Here is a 13,358-nt window from a genome sequence, read left to right as displayed (position 1 = left end):
GGAAATATCGCATATCGCGCGGGGCGCGGTTTAACCGAGGTCCAAGGGTCGCGTGCGATCGAACCTGACCCACCTGTGGCCGTCCCACGCCTCGATCGGGCGGAATCGCTCTTTATACCGCATCTTCGGCGAGTCTCGAAGCCAATACCCGAGATAGAGATAGGGAGCGCGGATGCGTCGAGCCGCTTCGATCTGCGCCAGGATGGCGAAGGTCCCCGGCGAGCGTTCCGAGAGCGTCGGGTCGAAGAAGGTGTAGACGGCGGAGAGCCCCTGCTCGAGGAGGTCCGTCACGGCCACGCCGACCAGTCGCTCCCCGAGCCTCATCTCGATAAAGCGCGTCGATCCGCCCCAACGCTCGACCAGAAAGCGGCGGTAGCTGCCTTCGGAGGCATCGTCCGCCATACCGCCTTGCGGATGGCGCTCCCTGAGGTAACGTCTGTAGAGTTCGAAATGGCTCGGCTTGAAGGTCGCCGGGGTATCGAGCAGGCTCAGCTCGGCCGAATTACGGCGCCAGTTGCGACGTTGCGAGCGGTTCGGGACGAAATCCGCAACCGGCACCCGGACCGGCACGCAGGCCGCACAGCCGCGACAGGCCGGTCGGTAAACATGGGAGCCGCTGCGGCGGAACCCCTGATCGACCAGGGCCTGGTAGGTCGCGCCGTCGATGTGGGCGGTGGGGTCAACGAAAAGGGTCCGTGCCCGGCGCTCGGACAGATAGGAGCAGCTGTGCTCGCCGGTCAGGTAGAGGGCGAGATGGCGCCCTGCAAGGGGGCCGTCCGCGGCGTTCATAGTGTCTCCGCGTTGCCGTCGAGAAGGGGGAGGTGCTCGCGTCCGTCGTCCCAGTGCCGACCGGGCGTTGCCGGAGCGGCCAAACGGCAGAGCCGATCCAAGCGACGCACCAGCTCGTCGCGAGGGATCTCGACGGCGCCCAAACGCATCAGATGCTCGGTGCGCATCTGACAGTCGATCAGGCCGAAACCCCACTGCGTCAGGCGCTCGCACAGATGTACGAGTGCAACCTTCGAGGCGTCGGTCGCCCGGCTGTACATGGATTCTCCGAAGAATGCGCCTCCGACGGCAACCCCGTAGAGGCCGCCTGCGAGCTTCCCGTCCTGCCAAACCTCGACCGAATGTGCGCTCCCGCGTCGATGCAGGGTTTCATATGCCATCACCATTTCCGGAAGGATCCAGGTGCCGCCGTGCGCGTCTCGCGGTGCCGCGCAGCCGCGAATGACCGCGCCGAAGTCGCGATCCATGGTGACCCTGAATGTCTGCTTGCGCAGTCGTTTGCGTAGGCTGCGCGGCACCTTCAAGGCTTGAGGAAAGAGCACGGTGCGCGGGTTCGGGGACCACCACAGGATGGGGTCGCCTTCGCTGAACCAGGGAAAGATGCCGCGTCTGTAGGCGCTTTCGAGGCGCTCCGGCGACAGATCGCCGCCGAACGCCAGCAGGCCGTCGGGATCGCGCAGTGCGTGGCGAACATCCGGGAATGCGGACCTGTCGTACGGGTCGAGTCGCGGGATCATGATGAACCCTGTCCGGCCGGTGCCGAGGCGGCCGATAGGCTGTTGTCTCGGCGGTGGGGACTGTGGGTCTGCATCTCGGCGATGTAGTCGTCCATGCCCTCCGCCTCGAGGGTCACGAAGCGTGCGATGGCGTCGCGAAAGGCCGAGTCGGCGATCCAATGGGCCGACCAGGTCGGGGTCGGCAGGAAGCCGCGGCTGACCTTGTGCTCGCCTTGTGCACCCGGCTCGAAGCGGGTCAGGCCCTGCTCGATGCAATAGTCCAGGCCCTGGTAGTAGCATGCCTCGAAATGCAGGCTGTGGAAGTCCTGAAAACATCCCCAATGGCGTCCGTAGAGCGAGCGTGCGCCGACCAGGTCGAAGGCGGCGGCGACGATGTCGTTGCCGTAGTCGGCCAGCACCAGCAGGAGATTCTCGCCCATCGTCTCGCCGATGGCCTGGAAGAAGGGCAGCGAGAAGGTCGGGATCCCGCCGCGCTTGTCGAAGGTGTCGCAATAGAGGCGATGGAAGGTGGCCCATTCCGCCTCCGTGACGGCGTTGCCGGGGATGCGTCGAATCCGTACGCCGGATTCGACGACGCGGCGCCGCTCGCGTTTGACCTTTTTGCGCTTCTCGGCCGTAAAGGTCCCGAGATAATCCTCGAACGTGTTGTAGCCCCGGTTGTTCCAATGAAACTGACACCCGACGCGTTTGATCAGGCCTTGATCCTCGAGCAACGCCTGCTCGTCGTCCGCCGTGAACAGCCAATGCAGCGAGGAGACCCCCGCCTCCTCGGCCACCCGGATCGCGCCCTGAATCAGTGCGCGTGCATGGTCTCGGCGCGCGGGCGAATCCCCGGTCAGGAGTCGCGGTCCCGTCGCGGGCGTATAGGGCGACGCGATAACGAGCTTCGGATAGTACCGCAGCCCTTTGCGCCGATAAGCGTCGGCCCAGCTCCAGTCGAAGACGAACTCGCCGTAGGAGTTGAACTTCAGGTAGCAGGGCGCGGCCGCGACCAGATGTCCCTTCGTATCGTGCAGCGCGAGATGCCGCGGCAACCAACCGAGCGACTCGCCCACGCAGCCGTGACGCTCCATGGCATCGAGGAATTCATGCCGCAGGAAGGGGCTGTCGTCCCCGACGAGCCGGTTCCATTGATCCGCGGGGATGTCGGCAATCGCCGAGTGGGTCGTCAGTCTATACATGGACATCGATCGGAAGGCCGGGCCGGTATCAGGCACATGAGGGCGCCCGATCGGTGCCCAAGGCATCGGGGTGCTCGGTTGCGCTATTTGTCCGCGGCGGCCAAGGCGTCCAGATACTTCTCCGCATCCAACGCGGCCATGCAGCCGGTTCCGGCGGAGGTGATTGCCTGACGATAAACGTGGTCCATCACATCGCCTGCGGCAAAGACGCCCGGCACGGAGGTGGCCGTCGCATTGCCGTCGATTCCGCTGTTGACCTTGATGTAGCCGCCGGCCATCTCGAGCTGACCGTCGAAGATCTGGGTATTGGGCTTGTGACCGATGGCGATGAAGACGCCTTGCAGATCGATATCCTGCGTCGCGTCGTCGAGCGTGCTCTTGATGCGCATCCCGGTGACGCCGGTCGCGTCGCCGAGGATCTCCTCGAGCGTGTGGTTCCAGGCGATCTTGACGTTGCCGTGCTCGGCCTTCTCGAACAGATGCTTCTGCAGGATCTTCTCCGCGCGAAGGGCGTCGCGTCGATGTACCAGGATGACCTCGGAGGCGATGTTCGACAGATAGAGTGCCTCCTCGACCGCGGTGTTGCCGCCGCCGATGACGGCGACCTTCTGGTTGCGATAGAAAAAGCCGTCGCAGGTTGCGCAGGCCGAGACCCCGCGGCCGCGAAAGGCCTCCTCCGAGGGCAGGCCGAGATACATGGCGCTGGCGCCGGTGGCGATGATGAGTGCATCGCAGCTGTAGACGGCCGAGTCGCCGGTCAGCTTGAAGGGACGCGTCCCGAGATCGACCGCGTTGACGTGGTCGAAGATGATCTCGGTCTCGAAGCGCTCGGCGTGGCGACGCATCCGCTCCATCAGCTCGGGGCCTTGGACGCCGTCGGGGTCGCCGGCCCAGTTGTCCACGTCCGTCGTCGTCATCAACTGGCCGCCCTGTTCCAGGCCCGTCACCAGGACCGGGCTCAGGTTGGCGCGAGCGGCGTAGACGGCCGCCGTGTAGCCGGCGGGGCCGGACCCCAGGATCAAGAGCCGGCAGTGTTTGGTTTCGCTCATATCTCGATTCTCCAGTTAAACCGCGCCCGGTGCGGTATGCGATGTTTTGGATGGGATCGGCCCCGGCAGACTTGACGATCGCTCGAGCCGGCGCGGTTTAAAAGATTAAAAAATATATCATTCTCGACGCGGTTGAGTTGCGCGTTGTGTTCGGGTCGGGCGACGCCTCGAATCCGGTCGGGATTCGCGGTCCCTCACGGCGATGCGGCGCTCGAGGTCCTGCGCGACACCCCGGCAATGCCGTGCCGTCCGCGCGCGGCGTTCAGGGGTTCTTCGTCCCCTCGGTCCTCGCGGTCACACGGCGGACCAAAGGTCCCAGTGTCAGGCCCTGCACCAGCACGGAGAAGACCACGATGATGTAGGTCACGCTCAGGAGCAGATCGCGCGGCTCGCCCTCCGGCAACGACAGGGCCAAGGCAACCGAGATCCCGCCCCGCAGGCCGCCCCAGGTCAGGATCGAGAGGAAGCCGGGCTCGAAGTGGCGATGGCGGCGCAGCAGGTGGAAGGGCAGACCGACACTGGCCAGTCGGGCGAGCAGCACCAAGGGGATCGCAAGGAGACCGGCCAGCATGAACTGCCCGGTGATGCTGATCGCCAAGACCTCCAGTCCGATGATCACGAACAAGACGGCGTTGAGGATCTCGTCGACCAGCTCCCAAAAGTCGTCCAATCGATACCGGGTGGCCTCGGTCACGGCGATGGCGCGGCCCCGACTGCCGATGATGAGGCCCGCGACCACGATGGCGATCGGTGCCGAGACGTGCGCATGCTCGGCGATGGCATAGCCGCTCATGGCCAGCGCCAGGGTCACCATGATCTCGACCTGATAGTTGGCGGTCTTGCTGATCATGTACAGCGCGATCCAGCCGATCACGAAGCCGAACGCCAGCCCTCCGACGATCTCGGTGGCGAAGATCATCAGGGTGTTGCCGAACCCCGGCGTCGTCTCGCCGGCAGCAAGGCCGGCCAGCAGTATGAAGACCACGACCGCAACGCCGTCGTTGAAGAGCGACTCTCCGGTGATCTTCATCTCCAGCGACTTCGGGGCCTTCGCGTTCTTCAGGATGCCGAGCACCGCGACCGGGTCGGTGGGCGAGATAAGCGCACCCAGGAGCATGCAATAGATGAACGGGATCTCGATCCCGAGCGCGTGGAACAGGAGCCAGCTACCGCAGCCGATGAGGACGGTTGCTCCGATGACGCTCGCCGAGGCGAGGATCGCAATCGCCCACTTGTGTCTGGCGAGCTCGCGTAGGTCGACGTGGAGCGCGCCTGCGAAGAGCAAAAATCCCAACATCCCCTGCAGCAGGGCCTCGCTGAAATCGATGCTGGCCAGCATGCGTTGAACCTCGTGCTCCAACTCCCGGGCAAACGGGAACGGCAGCAAGAGCACGAGTGAAAACACCAGGGCGATCAGCATCAGGCCGATGGCGTTCGGGAGCTTGAGATAGCGATCGTTCAGCCAACTGAAGAGCGCCGAGAATCCGATCAGGACGGCGAGAACATCAAAAAGTCGCATCGTTTTGGGGTCCTTGTTCGCTGGGCCGTGGCGTTTTCGAATCGGCGAGCCTTAAGCGGTCCGCTGTTTGTTCCGCACGCACATCCCGGAGTGATCGCCTGTGCATCGACCGCAGGGGAAGGCCAGGCCGGATTCGCGTCCGGTCCGATGATGGCCTGCGATGCGCAGCCGCAGCGCGATTATGCCGCGTCTTCGCCGGTTCGGCGCGCGGTGACGCAGCCGCGCTCATGCGAACTCGCCGCCGGCCGAGGCGTTTTGGGCACGGGGTCGCGTTCCCGGCAGACGCGCCGATGCTCACTTGACACATGGCATTCGGCAGTCTAGAAGTCTCGTTTACAGGAGATTGCGAAACATATCGAGTGTAGATCATGACGTGTCGGCAAGGCGGTTGCATTCTCTGCGTCCTTTTCATTGCCGGGATCCTGTCCGGCTGCGCCACTTCGCGCAACGATCTCGGCGGCCCGCGCGCCGACGTGGTGCTGGCCGGCTTGTCTCAAGTCGGAACGCCCTATGTTTACGGAGGAAACACGCCCGGCCAAGGCCTGGATTGCTCCGGGCTCACCTATTACGCGCACCATGTCGCCGGGGTGCAGATCCCGCGTGTCTCGATCGAGCAGCTGCGCGCGGCCACACCCGTGCCGGGTCGCCAGCCGCGGGCCGGCGACATGGTCTTCTTCCGCACCGGACCGGAGCAGCACCATGTCGGCCTGATGGTGGACAACGAGCGTTTCGTGCATGCCTCGACATCCCGCCGAGAGGTCCGGCTCGACCGCCTCGAGACGCCGTACTGGCAGGCCCGTTACCTGGGTGCCGGAACCTACCTCGACTGATCCGCCCGATCGGACGCGGCCTTCCGCTCGCGTTTTTTGGCCCAATGTAGCACAATGCGCGACAGCTTCCGGTCGAGCCGGGGGTGTCGATGTCACCACAATGAAATACTCGAAGGAGTTGACAAACATGTCCGATAAGCCAATGAGCACGAGCCGTCGCGACGCTGTCAAGGTGATGCTGGGTACCGCTGCCGCGATCCCGGTCATCAATTTGGTCGGCTTCGGCACCGCGCGCGCCGAGGTTCCTGCAAACGCAGTTGCCGCGAACGATCCCACCGCGGTCGCGCTCAAGTACAGCGCCGATGCAACCAAGTCCGATCGTGCTGCCGCCGCTCGTCCCGGTCTTCCGCCCGATGAGCAGATCTGCTCGAACTGCCAGTTCCACCTCCCCGACGTCGCCGGTGCGACCGAGGAATGGCACGGCTGCAGCCTGTTCCCCGGCAAGTTGATCAACGTCAACGGCTGGTGCGCGTCCTGGACCCTTAAGGCCGGCTGATCGCGTCGATCAATCGGCTCGGATCGTCCGTAACGGGGCCGTTTGGCCCCGTTTCTCTTTGCATGGCCGAACCTTGGGATGCCCAATGCGCCCGGGCTCGTGTCACCCCCGACAGCCATGTTCCCCTGATCGTCCGACTCTGCTCCTTCCAGGTCCAGTTTTTGCTTTGATTTCGAGAACGCAATCCTTCCCAGACGTTCTCCGGTGATCCTCATGACCTTCTCGCAACACCCCTCGTCCTCGAGTTCCGAGATTGCCCAACCCTTCGGCGGTTCGATCCGTTCTCCCGATACCTCGGCCCCGAGTTGGCGCATGGCGGTTCTGCGCGGTATCGTCTGGGGCCTGATCGGGATGATCTATGCGCCCTTGTTTACGGGTCTCGCAGAGTTGTTCCAGGGCCTCGGCTTCGGCCACGGGACCTACATCGCTGCCGCAGCCTTGGCGGGTGCCGTCGGGGCCGCGCTCTACGGAGCGCGTGAGGTGGCCCTGATCGCGACGGGCATCGGTGTCCTGGTCGGCGTCCTTGTCCTGACGCTCTTTGCCGAGCAAATCGCTGTTTTCCATGTGGTTTTTGTAGCGGCTGCCGTCGCCGGTCTGGTCGGTCTGACCGTGAGCTTTCCGGCACGTTGCTCGAGACATGTCCCGGGGAAGACCATGGCGGGCCTGGCGACGGGTGCGATCGGCGGCGGTTTTCTGGCGCTGGTCGAGCCTTTTCACCCGAATCCATTCTCCTCGTTCGCGGTCCTGGCGTTTCTGGTCAGTGTCAACGGGGTACTTTATGTCGCGACCGTGCGCTGGTGGCTGTCGGTGTCGCATCGGTTGCATTGCGAGTCGCGGCCCTGCTACATCATCGAGTCCTTGGTGATGGCGACGCTGGCAGGTGTGGCCGCCGGCAGCGTTTGGATGATGATTGGTCCTCTTATCGATATCGAGAGCGGGTTGTGGGAATCCGCGAGTGCGGCCATGCACGATCGCATCCCGATGGCGATTCTCGGGGGGCTGTTCGGTGGCGCGATCGCAGGCATGCTGCTCGAGCTCTTTCGGTTCTCCTGGGTGCACGACATTTAAACCACGTCCAGAGCGACACGCGTCGTTTTCATGTTGCGGTTGGCTTCGGAGATGTCCTCGATCTCGGTGAGACGCGGTTTAAAGTTTAATATTTTTGAATACTTTAAACCGCGCCGGCTCCGACACGTTGTCGGAGCCGGCGCGGCCAAGACACTCCAACACACGACGCATATCGCATCGGGCGCGGTTTAAAGACATGGCGAAAACAGCCTCAAGCCGGAAATGGCTCGATCGGCAGCACAGCGATCCCTACGTCAAGCGCGCGCAGCGCGAGGGGTATCGTTCACGCGCCGCCTATAAACTGCTCGAGATCCAGGAGAAGGACCGGATCTTTCGCCCGGGGATGAGGGTCTTGGATTTGGGTGCCGCTCCGGGCAGTTGGTCCCAGATCGCCGCACGCCTCGTCGGGGCGCGCGGCAGTGTCGTTGCGCTCGACCTGCTGCCGATGGATCCGCTGGCCGGCGTCGTCGTCATGCAGGGCGACTTCCGCGAGCCCGAGATCCTCGAGCGGCTCTGTGAAAGCTTCGGCGGCGAGCCGCTTGATCTGGTGCTCTCGGATATGGCCCCCAACATAACCGGAATGACGGTCGTGGATCAGCCGCGCTCGATGTATCTTGTGGAATTGGCCTTGGATCTTGCGCGGTCGCATCTGCAACCCGGAGGGTCTCTGGTCGTCAAAGTGTTCCAAGGCACGGGCTTCGACGACATCCTGACCGAGCTGCGACGGAGCTTCTCCAAAGTGGTCAGTCGTAAGCCCAAATCGTCGCGATCCCAGAGCCGGGAGCTTTACCTCGTCGCCAAAGGCTTTCATCCTTGAGGCGTCGGTGCTAGTTTCGATCGTCCGACCTCGACACAATCGCGTCGGTCCACCATCAGCAGGGGCAAGCGGCCGTGAATGACATGGCGAAAAATATACTTCTTTGGGTGGTCATCGCCGTCGTGCTGATGTCCGTCTTCAACAATTTCACCACTGCGCCGACGACGCCTCGGACCCTGACCTATTCCGAATTTATCGAGCAGGTCCGGGGTGGCGAGGTCAAGGAGGTCACGATCCAGGGTCGCACGATCGAGGGCATCAGCGGGTCGGGGCAGCGGTTCACGACCTTCAGCCCCGGTGACGACGGACTCGTGGGGGACCTCCTGAATCACGGCGTCGTGATCAAGGCCGCGCCTCCCGAGAAGCAATCCGTCCTCATGCAGGTCCTGATCAACTGGTTCCCGCTCCTGATCCTGATCGCGATCTGGATCTTCTTCATGCGCCAGATGCAGGGCGGTGCCGGCGGTCGCGGTGCCATGTCTTTCGGCAAGAGCCGCGCCCGGATGCTCTCCGAGGATCAGGTCAAGGTCACCTTCCAGGATGTCGCGGGTGCCGAGGAGGCCAAGGACGAGGTCTCGGAGATGGTCGATTTCCTGCGCGATCCGAGCAAATTTACGAAGCTCGGCGGCAAGATCCCGAAAGGCGTCCTCATGGTCGGTCCGCCCGGAACCGGCAAAACCCTGCTCGCCCGCGCGATCGCAGGCGAGGCGAAGGTGCCCTTCTTCACCATCTCGGGCTCGGACTTCGTGGAAATGTTCGTCGGTGTGGGCGCCTCGCGCGTGCGCGACATGTTCGAGCAGGCCAAGAAGCACGCTCCCTGCATCATCTTTATCGACGAGATCGACGCGGTCGGCCGGCATCGTGGTGCCGGTCTGGGCGGCGGTCACGACGAGCGCGAGCAAACCCTCAACCAGCTCTTGGTTGAAATGGACGGGTTCGAGGGCAACGAGGGCGTCATCGTCATCGCGGCGACCAACCGCCCCGACGTTCTGGATCCGGCCCTCCTGCGTCCGGGTCGGTTCGACCGCCAAGTGGTCGTCCCGCTCCCGGACGTGCGCGGTCGCGAGCAGATCCTGAAGGTGCACATGCGCAAGATCCCGGCGGGCGAGGACGTGAAGGCGTCGGTCCTGGCGCGCGGCACGCCCGGGTTCTCGGGTGCGGATCTCGCCAACCTCATCAACGAGGCCGCTCTCTTCGCCGCTCGATCGAACAAGAAGATGGTCGACATGGACGACATGGAGAAGGCGAAGGACAAGATCATGATGGGCGCCGAGCGTCGCTCCATGGTCATGTCCGACGACGAGAAGCGGTTGACCGCCTATCACGAGTCCGGCCATGCCATTGTCGGTCGACTGGTCCCCGACCACGATCCGGTGCACAAGGTCAGCATCATCCCGCGGGGTCGGGCGCTGGGCGTGACCCTCTTCCTGCCCGAGGATGACCGCTTCAGCTACAGCAAGCAGCGCCTGGAGAGCAGCATCTCGAGCCTCTTCGGCGGACGCTTGGCCGAGGAGTTGATCTTCGGCCCGGAAAGCGTGACCACCGGCGCGCAGAACGACATCCATCGTGCGACCGAGATCGCGCGCAATATGGTCACCAAGTGGGGTCTGTCCGACAAGCTGGGTCCGCTGACCTACAGCGAGGAGGAGCAAGAGGTCTTCCTCGGGCACTCGGTCACCCAGCACAAGAGTGTCTCGGACGAGACGACGCATCTCATCGACGAGGAGATCCGCAACGTCATCGAGCGCAACTACGAGCGTGCCCGCGGCCTGCTGACCGCCAACATGGACAAGCTGCACGCCATGTCCGCCGCGTTGATGAAATACGAGACCATCGATGCGGAGCAGATCAACGACATCATGTCCGGGCGCCCGCCACGTCCGCCGAGTGACTGGGAGGACGAGGAGACCGGCGGCCGCCCGGCCGGTCGTCGCTCCGATCGCGCTCGACAGGCGGATCCCGAGTCGGGTCCCGACGACGGGACACTTGGACGACCTGCCAGCGAACACTAGGCACGGAGGCCGATATGTCGGGACGTCGTTATTTCGGGACGGACGGGATCCGTGGGCGCGTCGGGGAGGGGATGATCACCCCGGACTTTGTCCTCAAGCTCGGTTGGGCGGCCGGACGCGTCTTCGGCCAGGGCAATGGCGGAAAGGTCCTCATCGGAAAGGACACGCGGATTTCGGGCTATATGTTCGAGTCGGCCTTGGAGGCGGGCCTGGTGGCGGCCGGAGTCAATATCCGGCTGCTCGGGCCGATGACCACGCCCGGTGTGGCCTATCTCACGCGGACCTTTCGCGCCTCGGCCGGCATCGTCATCACCGCCTCGCACAATCCTTATCAAGACAACGGTATCAAATTCTTCTCGGCCGACGGCGACAAGCTCCCGGACGAGGTCGAAGAAGCGATCGAGGCCGAGCTCGAGCGGCCCCTGCGCACGGTTGATTCAGCCGCGCTCGGCAAGGTGAAGCGGATCGACGACGCCAACGGGCGTTACATCGAGTTCTGCAAGAGCACCGTTCCGACGAGTATGAATTTCCGTGGACTGCGTGTCGTCGTCGATTGCGCCCACGGCGCGACCTACAACACGGCGCCCTATGTCTTCGAAGAGCTCGGCGCCGAGGTCATCCGCCTCGGCGCCGAGCCTGACGGGTTCAACATCAATCGCGATGTCGGCTCCACCCATCCGGACGCCCTGTGCCGAGCGGTCGTGGAAGAAGGGGCCGATCTTGGCATCGCCTTCGACGGCGACGGCGACCGGGTGCTGATGGTCGACGGCAAAGGCCGGCTGATCGACGGCGATCAACTCCTGTACGTCATTACCAAGGACCGCCTTGCCGACGGGGCGATGCGCGGCGAGGTCGTCGGCACCCTCATGAGCAACCTGGGCTTCGAGCATGCCTTGCAACGCCTCGGCGTCGGATTCGTGCGGGCCAAGGTCGGCGACCGCTACATCATGGAGCATCTGAAGCGCTCGGACGGCATCCTCGGCGGCGAGCCCTCCGGACACATCATCTGTCGCGACCGCACCAGCACGGGTGACGGCATCGTCGCGGCACTGCAGGTCCTGGCCGGGCTAAAACGTCTGGACAGAGAGCTGCACGAGGTCTGTGCGGAGGTTGCGCCCTACCCGCAGGTCCTGATCAATGTCAGGTTGGACGCTCAACGCGACGTCGTCGGCTTGTCCGCCGTGCAGGATGCGGTGCAGACCGCGGAGCAGGCGCTCGCGGGCCGGGGACGCATCCTGCTGCGTCCCTCCGGAACCGAGCCGCTGGTTCGGGTCATGGTCGAGGGTGTCGACGCGAGCGAGGTCCGGCGCCTTGCCGAGTGGCTGGCCGATGTCGTGCGTGCCCAGATCGCGCCTTGCGCGGACGGGCTGCCCTCTTGAGCGCGGCCGACTCGATACATGGAATGTGGTCGACTCGGCTCGCCTTTATCCTGGCGGCGAGCGGATCGGCGGTGGGTCTCGGGAACATCTGGCGCTTTCCCTACACCGCCGGCGAATACGGCGGCGGCGCCTTCGTGTTGGTCTACGTGCTCTGTGTCGTCCTGATCGGCGTTCCGATCATGATGGCGGAGATCATGCTCGGGCGGCGTGGTCGGCGCAGTCCCATCAACACCATGCGCGCACTGGCCAGTGCGGAGGGCCGGTCGCCCGCGTGGCAGTTATTGGGCTGGATGGGGATCCTCGCGGGTTTCCTCATCCTCTCCTTCTACAGCGTGATCGCGGGCTGGACCATGGGGTACATGTTCCGCGCCGCCACCGGGATGTTCACCGGCATCGACGGTGCGGGTGCCGGCGAGATGTTCTCCGGCCTGATCGGCGATGCCGAGCGACTGCTCGCCTGGCACACCATCTTCATGATCATGGTGGTGCTCGTGGTCGCGCGCGGTGTCGCCGGCGGGCTCGAGAAGGCCGTGCGCGTCCTGATGCCGGCGCTGTTCGTGCTCCTCGTGGTCATGGTCGGATACGGCATGCAGGCCGGAGATTTCGACAAGGCGGTGACCTATCTCTTCGAGCCTGACTTTGCCGAATTTCAGGGCAAGGCGGGCGAGGCGATCCTCAGCGCCATGGGCCAGGCGTTCTTCAGCCTGAGCCTCGGGATGGGCGCCATCATGATCTACGGGTCCTACCTGAAACGCGACTCCTCGATCGCACAGAACACCATGATCATTGCCGGCCTGGATACCCTGGTGGCCCTGTTGGCCGGGCTTGCGATCTTCCCCATCGTCTTCGCCCACGGCCTGGCACCGGACAGCGGCCCCGGTCTGATCTTCCAGACCCTGCCGATCGCCTTCGGAGACATGCCGGGCGGGCCTTTCTTCGGGACCCTGTTCTTCGTGCTGCTCCTGTTCGCGGCCTGGACCTCGGCCATCTCCCTGTTGGAGCCGCTCGTGGCCTGGCTGGTCGAGAATCTGAGTTTCAGCCGGGTGCGTGCCTCCGTGTTGGGCGGCCTGACTGTTTGGCTGCTGGGCATCGCCTGTCTGCTCTCGTTGAATGCCTGGTCGGAGGTCAAGATTTTCGGCAAGGGCTTTCTGGATCTCTTCGACTTTCTGACCGCGAACATCCTGTTGCCCTTAGGAGGTGTCCTGATTGCAGTCTTTGCCGGCTGGATACTCGCGCGGTCCTCGTCCTCCGATGAGCTTCAGATGGGCGAGGGTCTGGCATACCGGCTTTGGTGGGTGCTGATCAGGTACGTTGCCCCCATCGCCGTCGGCATCGTGCTGCTGAATGCCGTCGGCGTGCTCAAATGGTTCGGGTTGGGGTGAATCGGACGGTGATCAGCTTCGAGAGATCCGCTCGGCTCGGACCCGGGCGGAACGATGCGCACGCAGGATGTGCGTGTATCGAGGGGCCTGAGTCAATGC

The 13,358-nt window shown here is 64.1% G+C and carries 12 protein-coding genes; 7 read left to right on the top strand and 5 right to left on the bottom strand.

Annotation, left to right across the window (positions count from 1 at the left end; genetic code table 11):
• Window positions 1-30: 30 nt before the first annotated feature.
• The 5 genes from BDD21_RS01770 to BDD21_RS01750 form a co-directional block, all read right to left on the bottom strand.
• The gene (locus tag BDD21_RS01770; protein WP_120795677.1) at window positions 31-789 is read right to left on the bottom strand and encodes an arginyltransferase; all 759 of its coding nucleotides are present in this window, start codon (window positions 787-789) and stop codon (window positions 31-33) included.
• Entirely contained in the window at window positions 786-1,526 is a 741-nt protein-coding gene (gene aat, locus BDD21_RS01765) for a leucyl/phenylalanyl-tRNA--protein transferase (protein ID WP_120795676.1), read from the bottom strand. Before aat ends, BDD21_RS01770 begins: the two co-directional genes overlap by 4 nt.
• Complete coding sequence (locus BDD21_RS01760; protein WP_170164663.1) at window positions 1,523-2,707, bottom strand: GNAT family N-acetyltransferase; 1,185 nt, start codon at window positions 2,705-2,707, stop codon at window positions 1,523-1,525. Before BDD21_RS01760 ends, aat begins: the two co-directional genes overlap by 4 nt.
• An 83-nt stretch (window positions 2,708-2,790) precedes the next feature.
• Entirely contained in the window at window positions 2,791-3,756 is a 966-nt protein-coding gene (trxB, locus tag BDD21_RS01755; RefSeq protein WP_120795674.1) for a thioredoxin-disulfide reductase, read from the bottom strand.
• Between the two features lie 262 nt (window positions 3,757-4,018).
• A complete protein-coding gene (locus BDD21_RS01750) occupies window positions 4,019-5,275 on the bottom strand; it encodes a cation:proton antiporter (RefSeq protein ID WP_120795673.1) in 1,257 nt (418 codons plus the stop codon).
• A gap of 368 nt (window positions 5,276-5,643) precedes the next feature.
• Here BDD21_RS01750 and BDD21_RS01745 point away from each other — a divergent pair, with 368 nt between their 5' ends.
• The 7 genes from BDD21_RS01745 (at window position 5,644) to BDD21_RS01715 (ending at window position 13,259) form a co-directional block, all read left to right on the top strand.
• Complete coding sequence (locus tag BDD21_RS01745) at window positions 5,644-6,105, top strand: C40 family peptidase (RefSeq protein ID WP_170164662.1); 462 nt, start codon at window positions 5,644-5,646, stop codon at window positions 6,103-6,105.
• Between the two features lie 127 nt (window positions 6,106-6,232).
• Window positions 6,233-6,601, top strand: a complete 369-nt coding sequence (locus tag BDD21_RS01740; RefSeq protein WP_120799690.1) for a high-potential iron-sulfur protein — start codon at window positions 6,233-6,235, stop codon at window positions 6,599-6,601.
• Between the two features lie 213 nt (window positions 6,602-6,814).
• Window positions 6,815-7,669 (top strand): hypothetical protein, encoded by an 855-nt coding sequence (locus BDD21_RS01735; protein ID WP_245969360.1) that lies wholly within the window; start codon window positions 6,815-6,817, stop codon window positions 7,667-7,669.
• 196 nt (window positions 7,670-7,865) lie between these two features.
• Window positions 7,866-8,486, top strand: coding sequence for a 23S rRNA (uridine(2552)-2'-O)-methyltransferase RlmE (rlmE, locus tag BDD21_RS01730; RefSeq protein WP_120795672.1), 621 nt, complete (start codon window positions 7,866-7,868; stop codon window positions 8,484-8,486).
• An 83-nt stretch (window positions 8,487-8,569) separates the two neighbouring features.
• Window positions 8,570-10,498, top strand: a complete 1,929-nt coding sequence (gene ftsH / locus BDD21_RS01725) for an ATP-dependent zinc metalloprotease FtsH (RefSeq protein ID WP_120795671.1) — start codon at window positions 8,570-8,572, stop codon at window positions 10,496-10,498.
• 14 nt (window positions 10,499-10,512) lie between these two features.
• Window positions 10,513-11,877, top strand: a complete 1,365-nt coding sequence (gene glmM / locus BDD21_RS01720) for a phosphoglucosamine mutase (protein ID WP_120795670.1) — start codon at window positions 10,513-10,515, stop codon at window positions 11,875-11,877.
• Window positions 11,874-13,259 carry a sodium-dependent transporter gene (locus BDD21_RS01715; RefSeq protein ID WP_120799688.1) on the top strand — a complete coding sequence of 462 codons (1,386 nt, stop codon included), beginning with the start codon at window positions 11,874-11,876 and terminating at the stop codon, window positions 13,257-13,259. The genes glmM and BDD21_RS01715 overlap by 4 nt, the downstream gene beginning before the upstream one ends.
• The last annotated feature ends 99 nt before the right edge of the window (window positions 13,260-13,358 follow it).

Source organism: Thiocapsa rosea (assembly GCF_003634315.1).
Classification (GTDB): Bacteria; Pseudomonadota; Gammaproteobacteria; order Chromatiales; family Chromatiaceae; genus Thiocapsa; species Thiocapsa rosea.
This window is presented reverse-complemented; position numbering and strand designations above follow the sequence as displayed.